Below are 19,763 nucleotides of genomic sequence, written 5' to 3'. Positions count from 1 at the left end.
GCAATAACGGAGCGTCCGGAACACCAGGACACGATCGCGGGCCGTGTTGACGTGGAAGTCCAGCACACGGCCCACCCGATCACCCGATGTGCCCAGCATCCGCGCCACGGCGGCCATCGGCACCTCGCGGCCTGCGCCGCCATGGCCTGCCAAGGAGCAGCAATTCAGTTCAACTTGCAGGCTCGCGCCGTCCGCTCACTCGGCAGCCTGCTCAAGAAAGTTCGCGATCTCGTCGGCTCGCCTTGACACAATGTAGAACGTGGATCCGCAAGCCAGCCGCATGATGACGATCCCCAAAACCCAGAACAATTTCAACGAAACGCGCTCAATCTCTCGGTATTCGATCTCGATGGTATTTCCAATCGTGAAATACTCATCATGGAACCGGAACCTCTTGGCCAAGATCCCGCCGCTGTTGAACAGCAATCCGCAGCGCGTCCAATAGAAACAACGCACATCAATCAACGAAGAGTGACCGGGCTCAAGCCGGCGCTGATGACCAAAAGCACCATCCAAAACTTGCCTTTTCACTTTATCATGGCCAGAAGAACGGCTCGGTGGCTCTTCCACTGACATTCACAGGCAAAGAAACACCGCGCCCTATACCAACAGATATACCATCAATATAGCGGACAGGGTTAAGAATAAATCTATCTGTGTCGATTGATTTTCGTGGTGTTATCTGTATTCCAAATTTTGTCCCCACCCCGATGTTTATTGAATAATCATCGGCACAATCACCACCACTGTCGCTCATGTCGCTTACTCCAACAGACACGCCGACATCCCATATTGTTCCGAGCGCAAGATCTCCGACGACGCCATTATATGTTGCATCGGAAAGATCAGGACTCGACCATGTGCTTGATACATTTGGTCCGAATGCGGTTCCTGCGGTGAGGGGAACATGGAAGCCCGCCTGGAAATTCACTTTGTCCCGACCATGGGGATCGTGAAAATTCACCGGATCAAGTCCAGCATACGCATAAAAATTCGCATCCCCACCCGCAAACCCGATCGGGTCCTTGGCCGTCCAGCGCCCGGTCGATGGGTCGTAGTCGCGGGCACCGAAGCGCAATAGCTTGGTCGCCGGATCGTACAGCCCGCCGGCGAAACCGAATGGCTGGAAGCCCGGGTTGCTGTCGGCCAGCACGTTTCCCCACTCATCGTAATCGAGCGCTTGCACGATGGCGCCGCTGTCTATGTCGATCACGCGGCGCGGGCTGCCCAGGTGATCACTGACGATGCGGTAGGTCTTGTCGCCCTTGCGCATCAGGCTGGGCGCGTGTGACCACTCCGCGTAGGCGTACAGCGCCACCAGCTCGCCGCTGCCATCGAGCTCGGCCACCGGCTTGAGGCCATCCTTGTACAGGTACTGACGTGTCAACACGCCGTTCTCCTTGCGACCGATGCGGCGTGCGAGCTGCCCGCCCGCTTCCACTCCACACTTCCGCCGATGGTGTCATTCACCGTAATTCTTCTTGATCCTGAGCACAGCCGCATCGAGTGCGGCCAAGACGCCTCTTCGATACTCCTGCAATGATTGCTCGGAGACCTTTGCTGCTGCATTCCGGCGCTTCACGATTTCGCCAAGTTGCAACGCTGGCTCATCCACTGTCTCCAAGGGAAGCATGACAACCGCATCCGCGATCACTTGGGGCGAAAGTACATGGTCTCGCGCAAAGGCAAGAAAGCTCTCCATGTCTTTCTCCGAGAATTCTCCCAAGGCGACCATTGCATCCTCCAAATTCCCGCCGCCAAGCAACTTGAGCTTCGATGCGAGGTACGTCGCCGCAGGGCGATTCCCTTCCGCCACTCGCTGTTGCAAAGCCCCCCGCCTATCGTCACACAGGTCAAAATAGATCCAACATTCCTTTGGATCAGCCGCCCTCAGTTCGGCCAAAGTCTTTTCGTCTGCGCGCTGAATGAACATGCTGACCGCCCCATAACACCGGGGCGAGGTCTCGCCTGCGAAGGACTCAAGCGAAAAGTTACAAGCTAATAACGCGGCCAATATCTGGGGGGGCCTAAACCATGGTGCAAATACTTTCCTGCAAATATCATTCATGTTTTCGCGCCTCATGGCATTTGGAAGCCAAATTGACTTTCCGTCCATGCAGACACCGGCCCAAGCGGCGGGACCTCATTAACTGTTACATTAATGTTCCCAGATCCATCGGCATTGATCAGAGAAAGAATCTTTTCCTGAGTCGCCCGTGTACCGCCAAGAAAGTCTGGCGAACGTCTATTACCAACTCCGAAACAGCCCCGTGAAATCATCCGGGTTGCTGCCTGGATGTATCTATCTATTCATCCGTATCGTTCGTTGGATACGCCGAAACATGTAGTTCAATTCGTTCATCAACAAGCAGCTTTAGGAAAGAGACGCAAAATTCAAGGCAAGGCACAAACGAACTCTCCTCACCGACCGTCACACCAAGATGGAGAAGACGTACTACCGGTTGCTCACGCAAATCAGCAAGCCATCCCTGGCTTTCCTTAAGGAAGGTTTCAATCAACGGGACAACTTCGTTGGTTGTTTGTACCTCGTCAAAATTCAGACTGAAGCCAGCATCTTTGTGGAGATTTCCTGAACGAAGAGGCTTTCCTTTCGACCAAGTGGAATCTGTCTTGAGGCCATGCTTCGAAACAAAGGTGCTCGCCGAAAAATCAGGGCCAAACGCGCTAAATAAGATAAAGGCCATTGCTGTCCTCGCTTCTTGGCTACGGGCAACTTGGTGGAGGCGCACAGGCAGGTCCACCAGGCATCTCACAGGGATCAGCGCCAAGTTCCGAAGGCGTTAACCACCAAGGAAAGAGCCATTCCAGCAGTTCCGGATCGGCAAAGCCCTTTTCTTTGCGTTGATTGGGCTTGCCAAGGTTCTCCCATTCCTTGTGGTAATCCTTGGCGATATCTGGAGGAACGTTTCCCGTCCCATCCTTCAAATCCTTAATCAGCTTGCCGCCATCTTCTGCGTGCAACCAATTCCAGAATTTCTTCGGGAGACCGTAGAACGGGTCAAGTTTCGACAATCCATAGGGATCAGTGTAACTAAGTGGATTGTTGCCTACATACGCATAAAGATTCGTATCCCCTCCACCAAACCCGATCGGGTCCTTGGCCGTCCAGCGCCCGGTCGAGGGGTCGTAGTCGCGGGCACCGAAGCGCAACAGCCCGGTCGCCGGATCGTACAGCCCGCCGGCGAAACCGAATGGCTGGAAGCCCGGGTTGCTGTCGGCCAGCACCTTGCCCCACTCGTCGTAATCGAGCGCCTGCACGACAGCGCCGCTGTCGATGTCGATCACGCGGCGCGGGCTGCCCAGGTGATCACTGACGATGCGATAGGTCCTGTCGCCCTTGCGCATCAGGCTCGGCGCGTGCGACCACTCGGCGTAGGCGTACAACGCGACCAGATCACCGCTGCCATCGAGCTCGGCCACCGGCTTGAGGCCATCCTTGTACAGGTACTGACGCGTCAACACGCCGTTCTCCTTGCGGCCCACGCGGCGGTCGAGACCGTCGATCACGTACTCGACGTTCGCGCCGCCCGGCAAGGCCACGCCGCGCAGGTTGCCGAGCGCATCATAGGCGTAGCTCGTGGTGCCGTCAGCGCCGATGCGGCTCGTGAGCTGGCCGCTCGCATTCCACTGGAAACTCTCGCTGCCCCAGGATGACTGGCGGTCCTGATCATCGTAGCTGCCGCTAGTGGTCGCGGTTGGCGTGATCTCGTGCAGTCGATTGCCGTTGGCATCGTACACATACGTCACCGCCAGCACGCCGTCGCGCTGGATCGTCTCCAGACGACCGGCTGCATCATATCCGTAGTCGGTCACATGACTCGCCATGGGCGTGGTCTCGACCTTGTGCACGATGCGGCCCAGCTTGTCGTGTGTGTAGGAAAAGTCAAGCACGGGCGCCGCCGCAGCCTGGATCGTGTGCGTTGCTGGCTCGCCAAAGGTCGAGTACGTCCAGGCATCCGTGACAACACCCAACGTGCTGTCCGTCAGGCGCCCGCTGGCGGCGTCTCTGGCGAATGCAAGGTGGGCGCCAGCCAGATCCGTACTGAGCAACAAGCCGTCGTTGTCGTAGTCGTGAACCGTGTCGACCTGTGTCGGCACGCCGCTTCCATAGCGCACCGTCAATCTGCGCAGCCAGAGGTTGGGGTCGTATTCGAATTCGACGCTGCCTGAAACCGCTCCTGTCCAGCCCAATCCGCGCACCAGCGGACCTGCCCACCACACATGGGTCCCATCGTTGCCCGCGCCCGCAGGCGAGACGATGGAACTCAGCCGCCCACCGCCTTCATAGCCGTAGGTGCGTGTGACCTGCGGCGTCATCAACGTCTGCGGTTCGAAGCGATCGGCGACATAGCCGACCGTAACGGCTCGACCATCGGCATCGGTACCGCCGCTGGACTGGCGATCGAGATTCCATCCATAGCTGGCACTGCCGCTGCCGGGCACGGTGGGCGGATCGTAGCCGACGGCAGCCCCGAGGCTGTTGTAACGAAAACCATGCGCCGGACGTCCGGGCGGCACGATCGATGTGACGTTGCCTTCGGCGTCGTAGTCGAAGCCGACGATCCGCTGATCGGGCAATTTCTGCGTGAGCACGCGGCCGATGCTGTCGCGCGTGAGGGTGACCGTCTGGTCGAGCGGATTGGTCAGGGTCTTGAGGTAGCCATGATCGTCATAGCCGTAGATCCAATGTCGTGCCTCGGTGCCATCACCCCAGATCGCCTCGTGCAAACGTCCGCGTGCATCGTAGTGCCAAGTCATTGCGGGCATTGCGGGCAGTTCCATGCGCGCGGGCCGGCCCAGCGCATCGAGCTCGACGCGGCTGCCGCGTTGCTCGGGTGTCGTGAAGGTCCAGGCCCGCGCGCTTGCTTCGTAGCTGCTGGTACGGGTCCGCTGGTTGATCGTGGTGGATTCCGACAGATCGAACGCGCCGAGACCGGGTGTTCCGCCCGCGCTTGATACCGAGCGGCTCGATTGCCGGTTCACCGTCGGCCCGATCGGCATCGAAATCGTCTGCGCCGCCGGATAGGCTGCATCGAGGCCAAAGCGCGGGTCTGGATCGTAGCGCGTTTCGGTTGCAAGACCACGGGAAGAGATGGCCAGCTCGCGGCCATCGCGGCGCAGAACCCGTGATTCCGGGTTCGAATCGCCGCTCACCCAACGGCTCCAATAGGTGTCGCCATTGGCGTCGGTGGAGAAACCCACACCGCGCTCGCGCTTGAGCGCGGTCCTGGCTTGTCCAGTGCTGGCGCGCCCAACCGCCCACTTGTAAAGGTCCAGTTGCGTGAAGCCCCCTTCGGAGTCGGTGTCCTTGAGCAGGCGGCCAAATAGATCCCAGGCGAACATGCTTGCATGGCCCACCCCGCCGGGGCGCTCGAAACGCGTCAGCAGGCCATGCAGGGTGCCGTGGTAATCGAGCTTCCACTGGTGGTTCTCGGCGTTTGCCACGGTGCGCAGCAAACCGTCGGCACCGATGGCGAGCTGCGTGCGCACGCCATACGGACTCACGATCGCGCTGGCCTGCAAACCATTCCACTCGATGCGCGTGCGATTGCCGGCGCGATCGACGATACCAATCAGATGACCGCTCGCGTTGTACTCGAAACCGCGCAACACCGCGCCGGTGACTGCATCGAGGGTGCGCAGATGTCGGCCCTGGACATCGAATTCGCCCACGCTGCGGCCATCGGGCGCGGGTACCAGTCGCTTGCCATCGAGGTTGCCGAAACTGAAACGACCTGAAAGATCGATGCGAAAAATATGCCCCGCCTCGTTGAACAGGACACTGCCATCAGGCAACTGATCGATCCAGGTTGGCGAAACCGTCGTCCGCTTGCCGATGTTCTGACCTGCAGTAATGATCTCATCGCCGCCGCCGACCAAGGTACGCAATTGTCCGTTTGGACGGATCTCGCGGATGCGCCCCTGCTCGGCGAACAGAAGTCGGCCATCGGGCAGCGCACGCAAGGCCGACGGATAGGTGATCGCCGACCCAGCGGCCATCGCACCATCAGGCGTGAAACCCGTCGTGTCGTTGCCGATGACGGTGCTGAGCAGGCCAGTCGCGGAGAGCTTGCGGATACGCGCACCCGATTCGAAATCGACAAAATACATATCGCCGTTGGCAGCGATCGTCAGGTGATCTACGGAACTTGCGCCCTGCGGCACCGCGGATGCGCGCTCCTTGCGTGGCTGCGGGCCCGGTATCGCGCTTGTCAACGGCGTCACCTGACCATCCGGCCATACGGCATGGATCGCCGCGCCGCAGGTGAACACGATGCGGCCCTCGAAGAGCTGCCCACCCTCAGGGATTGCACAGTTCGTTGCAGCAAACAGGTGCTGGACGGCCCAGGAAGGCGCCGCGAACCGGTGCACGCCGTCTCCTGCCACGAGGACGACACGGCCCAGCGAATCAACCTGAATACGACGAGCCCCCTGCCAGATCATCTCGGGGCTGGATGGATCAACGCCGCAGTACTCGCGGCCGTCCTCGGCCGCCGGACAGGAATAGGCCAGAACTTGCGGCGATTGTCCCGGGCGCTGCATCGTGAGTCGCTCGCGCGGGTTCTTCTCATTTGGCGTGACAACCTTGTACACCGTACCGTCGGGCCCGGTCGCCACGATCGAGGGTTCGATCTCCGGCAGCTCGCCGTAGGGTTCGGCCACGACCAAGGCCGCCGATGCGCCCGTTCCCAAGCGCCGGGTCGTGCCATCGCCCGCGTAGAGAATGTGATTGGCGGGATCGAGCACATCGTGACCGGATACGCTCCAGCCACCCAGGCCCAGGCCCGTCGCGTCCCAGAAGTTCTGCCGAATCGGGCGGCCCGCAATCGCACCGACTGCGAACCAGCTCGACCACACCGTGATCTCTCGATTCACCGGATCGCCGGTAACAAGCTGGCCGGAGACCGAACCGAAACTGCGGTTGAACGCGTCCGACGAAGCGTAGTAGACGCCATCGTAGACATAGCCCACTTCGACCTTGACACGCACCTCGCCCTGCCACCGTCTCTTGTAGACATCGAGCCCATTCCAATTGAACTCGTGGTAGTAGTTCGGGACAGGTGGATCGAGTGTGAATTCATCGTGGTAGCCGCCCAGCGTGAGCCGCACATGGATCTTCTTCACGAGCGGGGGAAACGCCGCCCCGGTCACGTTGACACGCACGCGAAAGCGCTGCGGGTTGGCCCCGCGCATACGGTTGCTGCGATAGTTCAAGACCAGCTCGGTGCCCGCGATCGCAATGTCCTCGCCCAGGTCGGCGTTCGAACAGTCGATGATGCTGCCTGAGGTCTCGCAGGGATCAGGATCCTCGGGGCCGTCGGGATTGTCGTCGGGCGGATCGTTCGGGTTGGGTGGATTGGTGGGATCCTCCGGCGGATCGGGCTCGCCCGGCGGATCCGCGGGTGGCTGCGGCGGCTCGGCGTCGGGTGGCGGGCCGAAGGGGAAATTGCAATCCCAAGGGGTGAAGTGCGTTGCCGCTGAACGCCACAGTACCTGTCCGATGGGATACAGCGCGAGGAGCTTGGCGCGCTCCGCTTCGTCGATCCCGAGCGCTGCCAGGGTCACTGCGTCGGCGGCCTGGCCACTGCCATCGACATCGAGCGCAGCCAGGCCGTTGGCGTCGCCAAGGATCTTGATGACGCGGCCGTCGGTCGAGGGCAGCCAGGAGCCGAGACGGAAATCGTAATAGCCAACCGGGATGCGCGTACCGATGGGAAAGCCAAGATAATTCTCGAAATAGAGCACGACCGGACGATCGAACTCGACGCCTTTCGCGCCCGTTTGCAGGGCCTCATCGGCGCTCAGCTCCACTGCATAGGTGTAGCCGCTGGTTGCGGGCAGCACGGCCGGCATCCGTGCCGGTCCGTTCGGGCCCACCGTGTACTCGGTCGCGCGCACGGTCAACGCGCTGACCGGCGTACGGCTGCCGTCAAGCGCGACCATATCGGCGCGGATCCCGGCCGGGAAAAACAAGGTCGCTCGGCGATCGCCATCGCTGTCGCTGATCGCGGAGGCGCGATGGACTTGCAGATCGACGGTGGCGTTGAAGACGATTGTGCTCGAAGCCGAATCGAGTGGGATCAATGCCGTATCCGGCATCAGCACCCAATCTTGCCAAGGCGTGGTCACGCGCCGCTGCGCACGCAGGAAACCTGCCTTTTGATAGTCCGCAACGATCTCGCCGCCGCCGTTGACCACGATGTCATAGCGGCCGTCGGCGCGTGAAAAGGTATAACCAACTTCGGGGTGATCGAGCACCCGCACCAAGGCCCCAGGCAGCGGTTGGCCGCTGCCATCGAACACGCGACCACGCAGGATCGCCATCCGGTAAGGCTGGATCGTCGCCGGATTCACGCCGCGCTGAATGGGCGTCGTACCCGCGTGGATGAAATCGTTGGCGACCGAAAAATCGGTGATCACGGTGGGATCGATCGGTGGCGCGACGTCGCTCGGATCGGGTGGCACGAAGGGCTCGACGCAAGCCAGATCGAGCAGGCCATCACCATCGGCGTCTGCCTGACCACCCACGCAGCTCGCAGGAGTCAGCTCGAAACTGTCGGCAAAGATTGGATCAGGGTTTCCGCTGCCTATTGCACCGCGAGCAAACTGCGTGGCGGACAGGCCGAGTGTCGCGCCTGACAGCACGAGACCGCCGAATAGCCAAAGCGCGCGAGTGATCGAAAACTGCTTGCTCGACATTGACGCAATCACATCCATCCTCCTTGTCCAGCACTCCACGAAATGCTTGTCGATGAGACTGATTGAGACGACCGTACTGACAGCCTGCGAGCCACGCGCAGACATGGCGCGCAGGCCCGATCACCTCGCTTCCCCAAATTGCCCGCCCCCTCACGCCCCGATGCGCCTCGATGCCCGGGGCGCACGTGATCGTCCAAGTTGCCCCCCCCCCCCGTGTCAAGCGCCCCATGAGGATGTTGCGAAGCGCATCGCAAATTGCGCTTGGCGCCAAGGCCTGGTCGAGACCGTGCGCGCTTGGTGAGTCGACGTTGCTGCGATTGGACTTGCGTACACTCAGGCGTCCCGCGGCGCGACCTCCCAACGGGAGAGGGAAACCGAAGCACGCTGTCGCAGGCAGGCAAGCCGATGCGCGCCGCGCCGCCAACCGTCTCCGCAAGCGGCCAACCCGAACAGCTCAAGGGCGTGCGTCGCAACATGGCGCGCGTGATGGCCGATGCGCATGCGCGCGTGGTGCGGACCACGATCGTCGATGACGCCGACCTGCACGCCTGGCTGGGCAAGCAGGACATCACCGCGCGCACGATCCGCGCGATCGTCACCGCCTGCCGCATCGAGCCTGCGCTCAATGCCTGGTTCGACGATGCCAACCTCAGCCTCACCAAGCATCCGCACGTGGACCTGGGCATCGCGGTGGACACGCCCGATGGCCTGTTCGTGCCGGCACTGCCGGGTGCACGCGCCTTGTCTGCGACGTTGATTCCAGCTCGCTGCGAACTGTGATCTGATATTCGCGGACAATGGGAGTCGGGTCGATGGAAGGTTTGATCACGCTGGTAGTGCTGGCCATCCTGATCACGCCGATCCTGGCGATCATCGCGATGGTGAAGACCTCGGAGCTGCGCCGCCGCGTCGAGGGCCTGGAAGCCGAACTACGCGGTCTGCGGTCCGCACCATCGCGCGCCGGCCCCGTGCAAGATTCACCCGCTCAAGCCGCACCAAGGTCCGCTCCACCTGCGCCGGTCCCGGCAAGCCCGACTTCGCAGCAGCCCATCACCGAGCATCGGTTCGAGATCGATGCGGCCACGCCGCCACCGCTGCCTGCGAACACGCCGGCAGCCGCAGCCATCACGGAACCGGACGCGCCTGCAACGCCCGCACGCGTCAGCCCGTTGCCGGCGGCGACGCCGACCGCGACACCGCCCGTGGCGCCGCGTCCACCGCAACAACAGGCAGCAACCCGCCCGGATCCCATCCTCAAGCTGATCGAGTGCATCAAACTCTGGTTCACGACCGGCAACTTGCCGGTCAAGGTCGGCATGCTCGTGCTCCTGGTCGGCGTGGCCGCACTGCTGCGGTACGCCAACGACCAGGGTTGGTTCACGCTGCCGATCCAATTGCGCTTGATCGGCGTGAGTGCAACTGCGCTCGCCGCCCTGACCTTCGCCTGGCGCAAGCGCGAGAGCCATCGCGCGTTCGCGCAGGCGCTGCAGGGTGGCGCAATCGGCGTCCTGCTGCTGACCGTGTTTGCGGCGTTCAAACTGTATGGTCTGATCGACGCGGCACCAGCGTTCGCCCTGAGCATCGCATTGATCGCCGGCCTGGTGGTGCTGGCAGTAGCGCAGGACTCGCACACTCTTGCCGTGCTGGGCGTGTTCGCGGGATTTCTCGCGCCGCTGTGGCTGTCCAGCGGCAGCGGCAATCATGTCGCGCTGTTCAGCTATTACGCGCTGCTCAATCTGGGCATCCTTGTGATTGCCTGGATCAAGCCCTGGCGCATTCTCAACCTGCTTGGCTTCATCTTCACTTGGGGCATCGGCACGTTCTGGGGTGTGCTCAGTTATGTGCCGGAAAAATTTTCCAGCACCGAACCCTTCCTGCTGCTGTTCTTCGCGTTCTACCTGCTGTTGCCGATCCTCTACGCACGCAAGGTGGAGCGTCCCGGTGGGGGACGCATCGACGGCTGCCTGTTGTTCGGCACGCCGCTGATCGCGTTCGGCCTGCAGGCAAGCTTGCTCGAAGGCGCGCGCATGCCGCTGGCTTTCAATGCGCTGGGATTGGCCGCACTCTATGCGGTGCTCGCGTGGTGGCTGCTGCGCACGCCGCGCCTGCGCCTGCTCGGACGCGCACACGCGATTCTCGCGGCGGGTTTTGCCACGCTCGCGGTGCCGCTGGCGCTGTCGGCGCGCGCCACCGCTGCCGTGTTCGCATTGGAAGGCGCCGGGCTGGTCTGGCTGGGCCAGGTCCAGCAGCGGCGTCTCGTGCATCTGGCCGGCTATGTGCTGCAGGTGCTGGCCGCTGGCGCGTTGCTGCTGGGTGCCAGCCAAACGCATGCGTACGATGCGCAGGCGATCATCAATGCCGACTTCATGGGCGCCCTGCTGATCGCGGTGGCAGGTCTTGCCAGTGCCTGGCTCGAACGCCGCGCAGGCAACCAAGTACTTGCCGCGCTCGCCTACCTGTGGGCGCTGGCATGGTGGCTGGGCAATGGCGTCCACGAAATCATCACGTTCATCGAACCGTGGCGTCGCCTGCACGCGGTCCTGCTGCTGCTGGGCATCACCGCCTGGCTCGCCGCCGAAGCACGCCGCCACATCCCGTCACGCCTGCTTGCCACCACCACGCTGATCGGCCTGTGGCTTGCCGTGCCGATCGCGCTGTTGCTGCCGACGATGGTCACTCATCCTTTGGCCGGAATCGGCATCTGGGCCTGGCCTGCATTTGCCCTGTTGGGCTGGCGTGCCGTGAGCTGTCTGCGCGATGTCGAAGGCAGGATGCCGCGACTGGCGCAACTGGGATGGTGGCTGACCTTGCCTCTGGTGCTGTCGCTGGAAGCCTGGCATTTGGGCGATGTCCTTGCGCTGGCCGCGGGTTGGGTCGGCATGTTGTTCGCACTGCCGTGGCTCGCCTTGCTGGCGACCGTGCTGCGCTACTGGCCATGGCTGCGACTGCCCTTGGGCGCCGCCTTCGATCCGATGCGCGGCGTACTGCAGCGCATCTGCCTGATCGTGCTTGCACTGTGGTGGCTGGTCGCCCTGGGCAGCGATGGTGCCAGCGCTCCCCTGCCATGGATCGCGCTGCTCAATCCGCTGGATCTCGCGCAAGGCGCGTTCCTGCTGTTGGCGCTGGCCTGGCTGCGTGCGCGCGTGCCCGCCGCCAGCGCAGCACAAGAGCTGCGCGTGCTGCTGGCGCTGGCGAGCGCAGCGCTGGTGACGATCATCACGCTGCGCGGCGTGCACCACTGGGGCGATTTACCGTGGAGCGAGGTGCTGCTGTCCAGCGCGCTCGCGCAGACCAGCCTGAGCGTGGTGTGGAGCCTGTTCGGCGTGACCGGCTGGATCGTCGGCTCGCGTCGTGGCCTGTGGGGCGTGTGGCTCGCGGGCGCGATCCTCATGGGCGTGGTGCTGGCCAAGCTCCTGCTGATCGATCGCGACAACCTCGGCGACCTGCTCGGGATTGGCGCCTTCCTTGGATTCGGCCTGCTGTGCACCCTGGTCGGCTGGATGGCACCGGCACCGCCGCGGCGCAGCGCATCCACAACGCAGGCTGCCAGCGCATGAACTTGCGCCTTGCCCACAGCCTCACGCTGCTCGCCCCGGCTCGGGCGGTGAATCCGCAGGGTTCCGGTTTACAAGCAAACGCGATTTACGGATTTCCTGGTCTGACTTGTCCATTCAAGGAAGAAATCATGACTCGTTTCCGGAAGTTCTTCCGCGCCACACTGACCACGCTGGCGTTGGCGACCCTCGCGCTGCCGGCCTTCGCGCAGATTCCGGCTTCCGAGCGCCAGGTGCTGGTCGATCTCTACAACAACACCCAGGGCGCCAGCTGGACCAACCGCAGCGGCTGGCTGGGCGCCGCCGGCACCGAATGCACGTGGTTTGGCATCACCTGCGACAGTGGCAACGGGCATGTGATTGGCGTCGACTTGTACGACAACACTCTCGTGGGCGCGCTGCCGTCGCTGTCCGGCTTGACGTCGCTGCGAGCCTTCTCAGTTGGCAACAACCAGCTGACCGGCACGCCACCGGCAGTGCCGTCGCCGTCGGCGCTGCTTCCCGGTTGGTCAACGCCTGTGCCCGAACCCTTTGGACTTCCCGTCGCCCACGGATGCGAACTGGAATGCTGCCACCGGCGTGACACCATGGTGGCAAGCCTGCGATTCCATCTTCGCCAACGGCTTCGAATAGCCGCAATGCCAGCACCGGCCGCGGAGTGGCACACTTGCCCGGGATCCCGCCTGGCCATCAAGCCGAGCTCGGCACTTGGGTGATCCTTCAAGCGTGATCAGAGCAGCTTGCCGGGGTTCATGATTCCCTGCGGATCGAGCGCTGCCTTGATCTGCCGCATCAGCGAGAGCGCCACCGGATCCTGATAGCGCGGCAACAGCTCACGCTTGAGCTGGCCGATGCCGTGCTCGGCGCTGATCGATCCGCCCAGCGCATGCACGCGCTCGTACACCAGCGCGTTGATGTCGGCCTCGCGCGCAAGCAGCGCAGCCTCGTCCATGTCCGCGCCGCGGGCAACGTTGTAGTGCAGGTTGCCATCACCGAGGTGGCCGAACACGACCACACGCACCCCGAGAAACGAGGTCTGCAAGGCCGCACCGGTATCGCGCACGAAACCCGCGATCGCCGAGATCGGCAGCGCGATGTCGTGCTTGATGCTGATGCCGGCAGCCTTTTCGGCCAGCGGAATGCTCTCGCGCAAATGCCACAACGCCTGGCTGTGCGCGATCGACGTGGCAATGACGGCGTCCTTGATCAAACCTTCCACGCTTGCCGCGCCGAGTACGGCCTCGAAGCGTGCGCGCGCGTGCTGTTCGGATTCGCTGTCCGACAACTCGATCAGCACATGCCAAGGCAAGGCCGCGGTCGCGGACGCGAGCGGCGCCTGCAACTGCGGGAACGTTTGCGTGACCGCGCGCAGGCAGTCACCTGCAATCAATTCGAACCCGGTGAGCGCGGCGCCGAAATCCGCGCGTGCACGTGCCAGCAGGTCCACCGCGGCCTCGATCGAATCGAGCGCAAGCAGGGCTGTCATGCGCGCGGCCGGCAACGGAAACAGCTTGAGCGCGGCCGCGGTGATGATGCCGAGCGTGCCTTCGCTGCCGATGTAGATGTCGCGCAGGTCATAGCCGGTATTGTCCTTGCGCAATGTGCGCAGCCCGTGCCAGATCTCGCCTTGCGCAGTCACCACTTCGAGCCCGAGACACAGCTCGCGCATCGAGCCGTAGCGCAACACCTGGGTGCCGCCGGCATTGGTGGCGAGGTTGCCACCGATCGTGCAACTGCCTTCGGAGCCTAGGCTGAGCGGGAACAGGCGACCGGCTGCCTGCGCTGCGCGCTGCACGTCCTGCAGCACGCAGCCGGCTTCGACCACGATCGAATCGTTGGCGGCATCGACACTGCGGATGCGCTTGAGGCGTGCCAGCGACAGCACCACGGCGGCGCCGGATGCGTCGGGCGTGGCGCCACCGTTGAGCCCGGTGTTGCCACCTTGCGGCACGATGCCGATGCCCTGCCGCGCGCAGTGGCTCACGAGTGCGGCGACCTCCGCGTTCGTTTCAGGCCGCAGCAGCGCGAGCGCGCGGCCCCGATACCGTCCACGCCAATCCAGCAGCGCCGGCTCGGCCTCCGCGCCCATGAGCACATGGGCATCGCCGACGATCGCACGCAGGGCATCGAGCACTTCCATCCACCGTTCCCGCCGAACTGCAGTGACGCAATTGTAGTCGCGCGCAATTGGGCCCGCCGCCGCTCGTGGCTCAGGGATCTGTCGGCTTGATCGGCAGGCGTGGGCGAACACTCATCGTCTTCGCGCAGCGCAGACTGCGCGGACAAGATTGTTCCACCGCGGACGAACGAGGCCTTCGCGGCAACGCCCGCGCGCCCCTTGGCGCAGCCTCGCTCGGAACGTTTGCAAGGCTGGGCGGCGGCCGCGCCGCGGCGCACCGGTTGTCTTAGCCGGCGAGCATCGCTTTGGCCACGCCCCAGCCGGCCATGCCCACCACCACGAACCAGGCCGAAGTCGCAAGCAAGTAGGCCGGGCCGCGCGAAGCGGGCCGCCGCAGATAGGCCACCATGTACCAAGTCCGACCCACGAGCCAGACCAGGCCTGCAATCCCCGCCCACAGGGCAAAGCCGTGCAGCGCGGCAAGCCACAGCGCAGGCAGGAACACCACGGTGTTCTCCAAGGTGTTCATCTGCACGCGATAGGCACGTTCGAATTGCGGATGCCCACTCACCGCCGGCGCCCTGATCTGGTAGCGGTGGCGGCCATAGCCGACCGCCAGCGCGGTGGCAAACAGCAGCAGCACATTGAGCAGGGTGACGAGTTCAGGCAGGTGCGACATCAGGCATTCCCCGGGTCAGGTCGAGAAGCCGAAGGCTACAGGCACCGTGGCACATCGGGAACCGGGAAGCGCTGCAGCGACCGCAAGCCGGCTGCACGTCGCCTGCGTGCCCGGCTGGCATACTTGGGTGATGATCGAATTCAGGCAAGCTCGTTCGTCCGCGCCGCGATGCCCGGTCGCCCGCTGGCGGCCCGTGGGCTGCAGCGTGGCGTCGTGATGATGCGCGGCATCTTCGTCACCGGTACCGATACCGGCATCGGCAAGACCTGGACCAGTTGCGCCGTACTTGGCGCCTGGCGCGCGCGCGGCCTGCGTGCCTGCGGCATGAAGCCGGTCGCCAGCGGCTGTGCGGCGACACCTGCGGGACTGCGCAATGACGACGCGCTCGCCTTGATCGCCGCAAGCGATCCACAGCCCGATTATGACGACTGCAATCCCTACGCCTTTGCGCCGGCGATCGCGCCCCACGTCGCGGCGCGACTCGCGCACCGCGAAGTCGATCTCGGCGCGCTGCGCAGCGCCCATGCACGCATCGCCGCGCGTTGCGACCGCGTGGTCGTCGAAGGCGCCGGTGGTTGGCTCGCACCATTTTCCGAATCGCTGGCCCAGGCCGATGTCGCGCGCGCATTTGCCCTGCCGGTGGTGCTGGTGGTCGGCATCCGACTCGGCGCGATCAACCACGCCCTGCTCAGTGCGCGCGCGATCAAGGCCGATGGCTGCACGCTGGCCGGCTGGATCGCCAACCGCATCGATCCCGAAATGCCACATGCCGATGACACCATCGCCGCGATTGCCGCGCGCATCGACGCGCTGCTGCTAGGCACGCTCGGCCGCGATGAATCACGGCCGGCGATCGACCTCGATGCACTGTGAAGCACCGCCTGGACGTTGGCACCGCCACTGGCCGTGGCTGCTCGCCGCGTGCGGAGTCTTGCTCGACTGTGCAGCGTTCTGGCCGGGCCTGGTGTCGTTCGATACCGCGCATGCCTGGTGGCAGGCTCGCCACGCCGCGATGGATGGCATCACGCCACCGGCCTTCGTGTTCGCGCTGAGCTTGAGCGACTGGCTCGGCGCAGGACCCGCGGGTGTTTTCGCTTTGCATCTGCTGCTGTTCTGGAGCGGCCTGGCCTTGCTCGCCGCATCGCTGCGCTGGCGAGCCGTGCCGGGCAGCATCGCCCTGGCCGTGATCGCGCTTGCGCCCTTGCCGTGGCTTTTGCGCGCGCATGTCTGGACCGATGTCGGCGTGCTCGCAGCGGCGACCTGCGCCATCGGCCTGCTGGCGCGCGCCCGCGTCTCGGCTGCGCGCCGCATCTGGCTGCTGGCCGCCTTGCCCTGCCTGGCCTACGCCGCCCTGCTGCGCCACAACGCCCTGCCCGCGGTCGCACCCATCCTCGCTTGGTGGAGCGTTCTGGCCTGGCCCTCTGCGAGCACGATGCGACACCGTCTTGCGCGCATCCTCGTCAGCAGCGGCATCCTGCTTGCGGCGCTGCTTGCCCTCGGCAGCGCGCTCGATGCACAGGTGCGCGGGCGCACCCCGGTGTGGCCCTCGCTCGCGCAATTCGATCTGGCGGGCATGTCGGTACAGACACACCGGATGCTGCTGCCCCCCTTCATGATCGGGCCCGGTCTCGATGTCGATGAACTTGCCGCAGCATTCCGCCCGTGGAGCAATCTCAGTTTGTTCGAAACTCGCCACGGCGTGCGCTCGCCGTTCACGCCGCCGCTGTCCGACAGCGAGCTCACGCAGCTGCGCGGCGTCTGGTTGAATGCCATCGTGCATCATCCGCGCGCATGGCTCGCACATCGCTGGGCAGTTACGCACGCGCTCGTGGGCACGCATCCGCACGACTGGCCCGCAAGCCTGATCTACGTTGACACGCCGACGGACTATGGAGACAACCCGCCGCTGGCGGCAAACGATGGCGCGCTGCACCGGCAATTGATGCATGCGGCCGATGCGCTGCGTGCGGGCCCCGCGCTCGCGGCCTGGCCGTATCTGATGTGCGGCCTGTGCGCGGCACTCATCGCGTGGCGTCGGCGTGATGCTCGGTCGGCGGCCGTGGCGTGGGCCGCATTGGCGAGCGCGGCTTTGCTGCTCCTGCCGCTGTTCGCGCTCGCGCCTTCGGCCGAAGTACGCTATCTGGGCTGGCCCTGCGTGGCGAGCCTGCTCGCGCTTGCGTGCACGCTCGTACCGACTGCGGCCGATGCACGCTGATACACTGGCCGCAGGCTCCACGGAGACTTGGCATGGGCACGATTCAACGCTACGAATTCACGATCGACGACCTCGCGCGCGCACGCGGCGAGTTCAAGGAACTCTCGTTCGACGGCGACGCGCCGGAAAGTCTCGCGGCGCTGTTGCAGCAGGCGTTGCGCGAGCCGACCCTGTGGCGGCGCTGGCGCGCGATGCAGCCTGATCCCGATGCTGTCGATCCCGCGCTGGGCGCGAGCGATCCCAATGCGACGGTCGAGGCGCATCAGTCAGACATCCACGTCCGCGTCACCATCTGCACGACGCTGCAACATGCGGTGATCGCACATCGCCTGACCTTGCTGATCGGCCGTCACTGGACGCTGCGCGACGTCAGCACGGTCTGATCCGCGGCGCGCCGATTTCAGTAGGCAAACTCGCTGAACACGCGGTCGATGTCACCGCGCCACGGCCCGTGGAACAATTCCAGCTTGCGCTGGGCCGGCGTCTGGTTGGCCTCGACGATCTGGGTGAGGATGTCGAGGAAGATGCGCTCGTCGGCACCATGTGCGTTGCGGCGCGCGCGCCGCTGCAGGCCCTGTGCACTGATCGCGAGTGCCTCGCGCGCAAGATCGCGCACGCTCCCGCCGCGAAACTTGAGGCCCAAGGCATCGCGTGGCACGCCATCGCGCAGCGCGTGACGCTGCTCGCGCGTGAAGTCCTTGACCAGGTCCCAGGCCGCATCGAGCGCGGTCTGGTCGTAGAGCAATCCCACCCAGAATGCGGGCAGCGCGCACAGGCGATTCCACGGCCCGCCATCGGCGCCGCGCATCTCGAGGAATTTCTTCAGACGCACCTCGGGAAACGCGGTGGTCATGTGATCGGCCCAGTCGCGCAGGCTCGCCTTGGCGCCCGGCATTTCGGGCAAGTTGCCGTCGAGAAACTTGCGAAAACTCTTGCCGGACAAGTCGATGTACTCGCCCTTGCGATAGCTGAAGTACATCGGCACGTCGAGCAGGTAATCGACGTAGCGCTCGTAGCCGAAGCCGTCCTCGAACACGAAGTCGAGCATGCCGGTGCGGTCGGCATCGGTGTCGGTCCAGATGTGCGAGCGATAACTCTGGAAGCCGTTGGGCTGCCCTTCGGTGAACGGTGAATCGGCGAACAGCGCAGTGGCGACCGGCTGCAGGGCGAGCGCGACACGGAATTTCTTCACCATGTCGGCTTCGCTGGAAAAATCGAGATTGACCTGCACGGTGCAGGTCCGCGTCATCATGTCCAGGCCCAGGGCGCCAACCTTGGGCATGTATTCACGCATGATCCTGTAGCGGCCCTTGGGCATCCACGGCATGTCCTGTCGTCGCCACTTGGGCTGGAAGCCCATGCCGAGAAAGCCCAGACCCAATTCATCGGCAACCGTGTGGACCTCCTGCAGATGGCAGGTCACCTCGCAGCAGGTTTCGTGCACGTTTTCGAGCTGCGCGCCTGAAAGCTCGAGTTGACCCGCCGGCTCGAGCGTCACCGAGGCGCCCTCGCGTGCGAGCGCGATCAACTTGCCGTGCTCTTCGATCGGCTCCCATCCGAAACGCGTCAGCCCGCGAAGCAGCGCGCCGATGCCGCGCTCGCCGTCCCAGGTCGGCGGACGCAGATCGTCGAGGCGGAAACCGAACTTTTCGTGCTCGGTGCCGATGCGCCACTGCGCTGCGGGCTTCTCGCCCGCGGCGATGTAGTCGACCAGCTGCTGGCGGCCCGCAAGGGGATCGTCGTGGACGTTGCTCGGGCCGGACATCACGAACTGCCTCTTGTGCAGGGGAAAACGAAATGGGGTCGCTGCGGAAGAACCAAAGGGCGCTTCAGCCGCTGCCCAGCCCCAGCCAATCGCCGACACGCGTGCGCGCCTCGTCGAGTCCGCTGCGCGCGAGCGACGAAAACAACTGGGCGGTGGCGCCGTGCGCGAGCAGATCCAGCTCCTTGCGCACCTGCTGCAGGGTGCGCGCGGCTTCGCCACGCGACAGCTTGTCGGCCTTGGTCAACAGGCAATGGCTCTCGCGCCCGCTGGCGGCGGCAAAGCCGAGCATCTGGCGATCGAAATCCTTGAGCGGATGGCGCGCGTCCATCACCAGCACCAGGCCACACAGGGACCGGCGTGTGCGCAGGTAGGCGTCGATCACGCCACGCCAATGATCGCGCATTGCCTCGGGCACCTTGGCGTAGCCGTAACCGGGCAGGTCGATCAGGCGTGCCTGGCCGTCCTCGCCGATCGGGAACACGTTGAGCAACTGCGTGCGCCCCGGGGTTTTCGAAGTGCGCGCCAGACTCTGCTGGTCACAGATTGCATTGAGCGCACTCGACTTGCCGGCATTGGAGCGGCCGGCAAAGGCGACTTCGACGCCTTCATCGCGCGGCAACTGGTCGATGCGATGGGCGCTGGTGAGGAAACGCGCCTGGCGAAACGGATTGGACGACATGGGTGGTTACGGGCCGGATGAGGGGCCGGTT

Annotated in this window: 14 protein-coding genes and 1 pseudogene; 6 read left to right on the top strand and 9 right to left on the bottom strand. The window is 64.1% G+C overall.

Annotated features, from left to right (window positions below; genetic code table 11):
• Window positions 1-195 precede the first annotated feature (195 nt).
• The 5 genes from KF759_RS12545 to KF759_RS12525 form a co-directional block, all read right to left on the bottom strand.
• A complete protein-coding gene (locus KF759_RS12545) occupies window positions 196-570 on the bottom strand; it encodes a hypothetical protein (protein WP_291226034.1) in 375 nt (124 codons plus the stop codon).
• A complete protein-coding gene (locus KF759_RS12540) occupies window positions 536-1,390 on the bottom strand; it encodes an RHS repeat-associated core domain-containing protein (RefSeq protein ID WP_291226032.1) in 855 nt (284 codons plus the stop codon). The genes KF759_RS12545 and KF759_RS12540 overlap by 35 nt, the downstream gene beginning before the upstream one ends.
• Window positions 1,391-1,462: 72 nt before the next feature.
• Complete coding sequence (locus tag KF759_RS12535) at window positions 1,463-2,068, bottom strand: hypothetical protein (protein ID WP_291226030.1); 606 nt, start codon at window positions 2,066-2,068, stop codon at window positions 1,463-1,465.
• Between the two features lie 238 nt (window positions 2,069-2,306).
• The gene (locus KF759_RS12530) at window positions 2,307-2,705 is read right to left on the bottom strand and encodes a hypothetical protein (protein WP_291226028.1); all 399 of its coding nucleotides are present in this window, start codon (window positions 2,703-2,705) and stop codon (window positions 2,307-2,309) included.
• Window positions 2,706-2,724: 19 nt separating this feature from the next.
• Window positions 2,725-8,733 carry an RHS repeat-associated core domain-containing protein gene (locus KF759_RS12525; RefSeq protein WP_291226026.1) on the bottom strand — a complete coding sequence of 2,003 codons (6,009 nt, stop codon included), beginning with the start codon at window positions 8,731-8,733 and terminating at the stop codon, window positions 2,725-2,727.
• 363 nt (window positions 8,734-9,096) lie between these two features.
• Here KF759_RS12525 and KF759_RS12520 point away from each other — a divergent pair.
• From KF759_RS12520 to KF759_RS12510, 3 genes and pseudogenes are all read left to right on the top strand, one after another.
• Window positions 9,097-9,501 (top strand): annotated as a pseudogene (locus KF759_RS12520) (2-oxo acid dehydrogenase subunit E2); the annotation flags it as partial.
• Between the two features lie 32 nt (window positions 9,502-9,533).
• Window positions 9,534-12,278 (top strand): DUF2339 domain-containing protein, encoded by a 2,745-nt coding sequence (locus KF759_RS12515; RefSeq protein WP_291226024.1) that lies wholly within the window; start codon window positions 9,534-9,536, stop codon window positions 12,276-12,278.
• On the top strand, window positions 12,275-12,991 hold the full coding sequence (locus KF759_RS12510) for a hypothetical protein (RefSeq protein WP_291226022.1): 717 nt from the start codon (window positions 12,275-12,277) through the stop codon (window positions 12,989-12,991). Before KF759_RS12515 ends, KF759_RS12510 begins: the two co-directional genes overlap by 4 nt.
• A 14-nt stretch (window positions 12,992-13,005) precedes the next feature.
• Here KF759_RS12510 and KF759_RS12505 read toward each other — a convergent pair whose 3' ends face one another.
• Both KF759_RS12505 and KF759_RS12500 read right to left on the bottom strand, forming a co-directional pair.
• Window positions 13,006-14,415 (bottom strand): FAD-binding oxidoreductase, encoded by a 1,410-nt coding sequence (locus tag KF759_RS12505; protein ID WP_291226020.1) that lies wholly within the window; start codon window positions 14,413-14,415, stop codon window positions 13,006-13,008.
• Window positions 14,416-14,680: 265 nt separating this feature from the next.
• Window positions 14,681-15,073, bottom strand: coding sequence for an MAPEG family protein (locus KF759_RS12500; RefSeq protein WP_291226018.1), 393 nt, complete (start codon window positions 15,071-15,073; stop codon window positions 14,681-14,683).
• Window positions 15,074-15,289: 216 nt separating this feature from the next.
• Between KF759_RS12500 and bioD the strand changes: the two genes are divergently transcribed.
• The 3 genes from bioD to KF759_RS12485 are packed head-to-tail and all read left to right on the top strand — an operon-like array spanning window position 15,290 to window position 17,671.
• Entirely contained in the window at window positions 15,290-15,946 is a 657-nt protein-coding gene (bioD, locus tag KF759_RS12495; RefSeq protein WP_345777433.1) for a dethiobiotin synthase, read from the top strand.
• Complete coding sequence (locus KF759_RS12490) at window positions 15,936-17,288, top strand: hypothetical protein (protein WP_291226013.1); 1,353 nt, start codon at window positions 15,936-15,938, stop codon at window positions 17,286-17,288. Before bioD ends, KF759_RS12490 begins: the two co-directional genes overlap by 11 nt.
• Before the next feature lie 32 nt (window positions 17,289-17,320).
• On the top strand, window positions 17,321-17,671 hold the full coding sequence (locus KF759_RS12485; protein WP_291226011.1) for a hypothetical protein: 351 nt from the start codon (window positions 17,321-17,323) through the stop codon (window positions 17,669-17,671).
• Between the two features lie 17 nt (window positions 17,672-17,688).
• On the opposite strand, the gene KF759_RS12480 is transcribed toward KF759_RS12485, so the two are convergent.
• Together KF759_RS12480 and yihA are read right to left on the bottom strand one after the other, a co-directional pair.
• Complete coding sequence (locus KF759_RS12480; RefSeq protein ID WP_291226009.1) at window positions 17,689-19,053, bottom strand: glutamate--cysteine ligase; 1,365 nt, start codon at window positions 19,051-19,053, stop codon at window positions 17,689-17,691.
• Window positions 19,054-19,117: 64 nt separating this feature from the next.
• Window positions 19,118-19,732: a ribosome biogenesis GTP-binding protein YihA/YsxC gene (gene yihA / locus KF759_RS12475; protein WP_291226007.1), complete on the bottom strand. Its 615-nt coding sequence runs from the start codon at window positions 19,730-19,732 to the stop codon at window positions 19,118-19,120.
• Window positions 19,733-19,763 lie beyond the last annotated feature (31 nt).

Source organism: Dokdonella sp. (assembly GCF_019634815.1).
Classification (GTDB): domain Bacteria; phylum Pseudomonadota; class Gammaproteobacteria; order Xanthomonadales; family Rhodanobacteraceae; genus Dokdonella_A.
The sequence above is the reverse complement of the archived record's forward strand: the minus strand, read 5'-3'. Positions and strand labels throughout refer to the sequence as shown.

Coding starts and splice junctions, on each gene's coding strand:
- KF759_RS12535 (WP_291226030.1), bottom strand. CDS start 2,068: ATGAATGATATTTGCAGGAAAGTATTTGCACCATGGTTTAGGCCCCCC.
- KF759_RS12530 (WP_291226028.1), bottom strand. CDS start 2,705: ATGGCCTTTATCTTATTTAGCGCGTTTGGCCCTGATTTTTCGGCGAGC.
- KF759_RS12515 (WP_291226024.1), top strand. CDS start 9,534: ATGGAAGGTTTGATCACGCTGGTAGTGCTGGCCATCCTGATCACGCCG.
- KF759_RS12510 (WP_291226022.1), top strand. CDS start 12,275: ATGAACTTGCGCCTTGCCCACAGCCTCACGCTGCTCGCCCCGGCTCGG.
- KF759_RS12505 (WP_291226020.1), bottom strand. CDS start 14,415: ATGGAAGTGCTCGATGCCCTGCGTGCGATCGTCGGCGATGCCCATGTG.
- KF759_RS12500 (WP_291226018.1), bottom strand. CDS start 15,073: ATGTCGCACCTGCCTGAACTCGTCACCCTGCTCAATGTGCTGCTGCTG.
- bioD (WP_345777433.1), top strand. CDS start 15,290: ATGATGCGCGGCATCTTCGTCACCGGTACCGATACCGGCATCGGCAAG.
- KF759_RS12490 (WP_291226013.1), top strand. CDS start 15,936: ATGCACTGTGAAGCACCGCCTGGACGTTGGCACCGCCACTGGCCGTGG.
- KF759_RS12485 (WP_291226011.1), top strand. CDS start 17,321: ATGGGCACGATTCAACGCTACGAATTCACGATCGACGACCTCGCGCGC.
- KF759_RS12480 (WP_291226009.1), bottom strand. CDS start 19,053: ATGTCCGGCCCGAGCAACGTCCACGACGATCCCCTTGCGGGCCGCCAG.
- yihA (WP_291226007.1), bottom strand. CDS start 19,732: ATGTCGTCCAATCCGTTTCGCCAGGCGCGTTTCCTCACCAGCGCCCAT.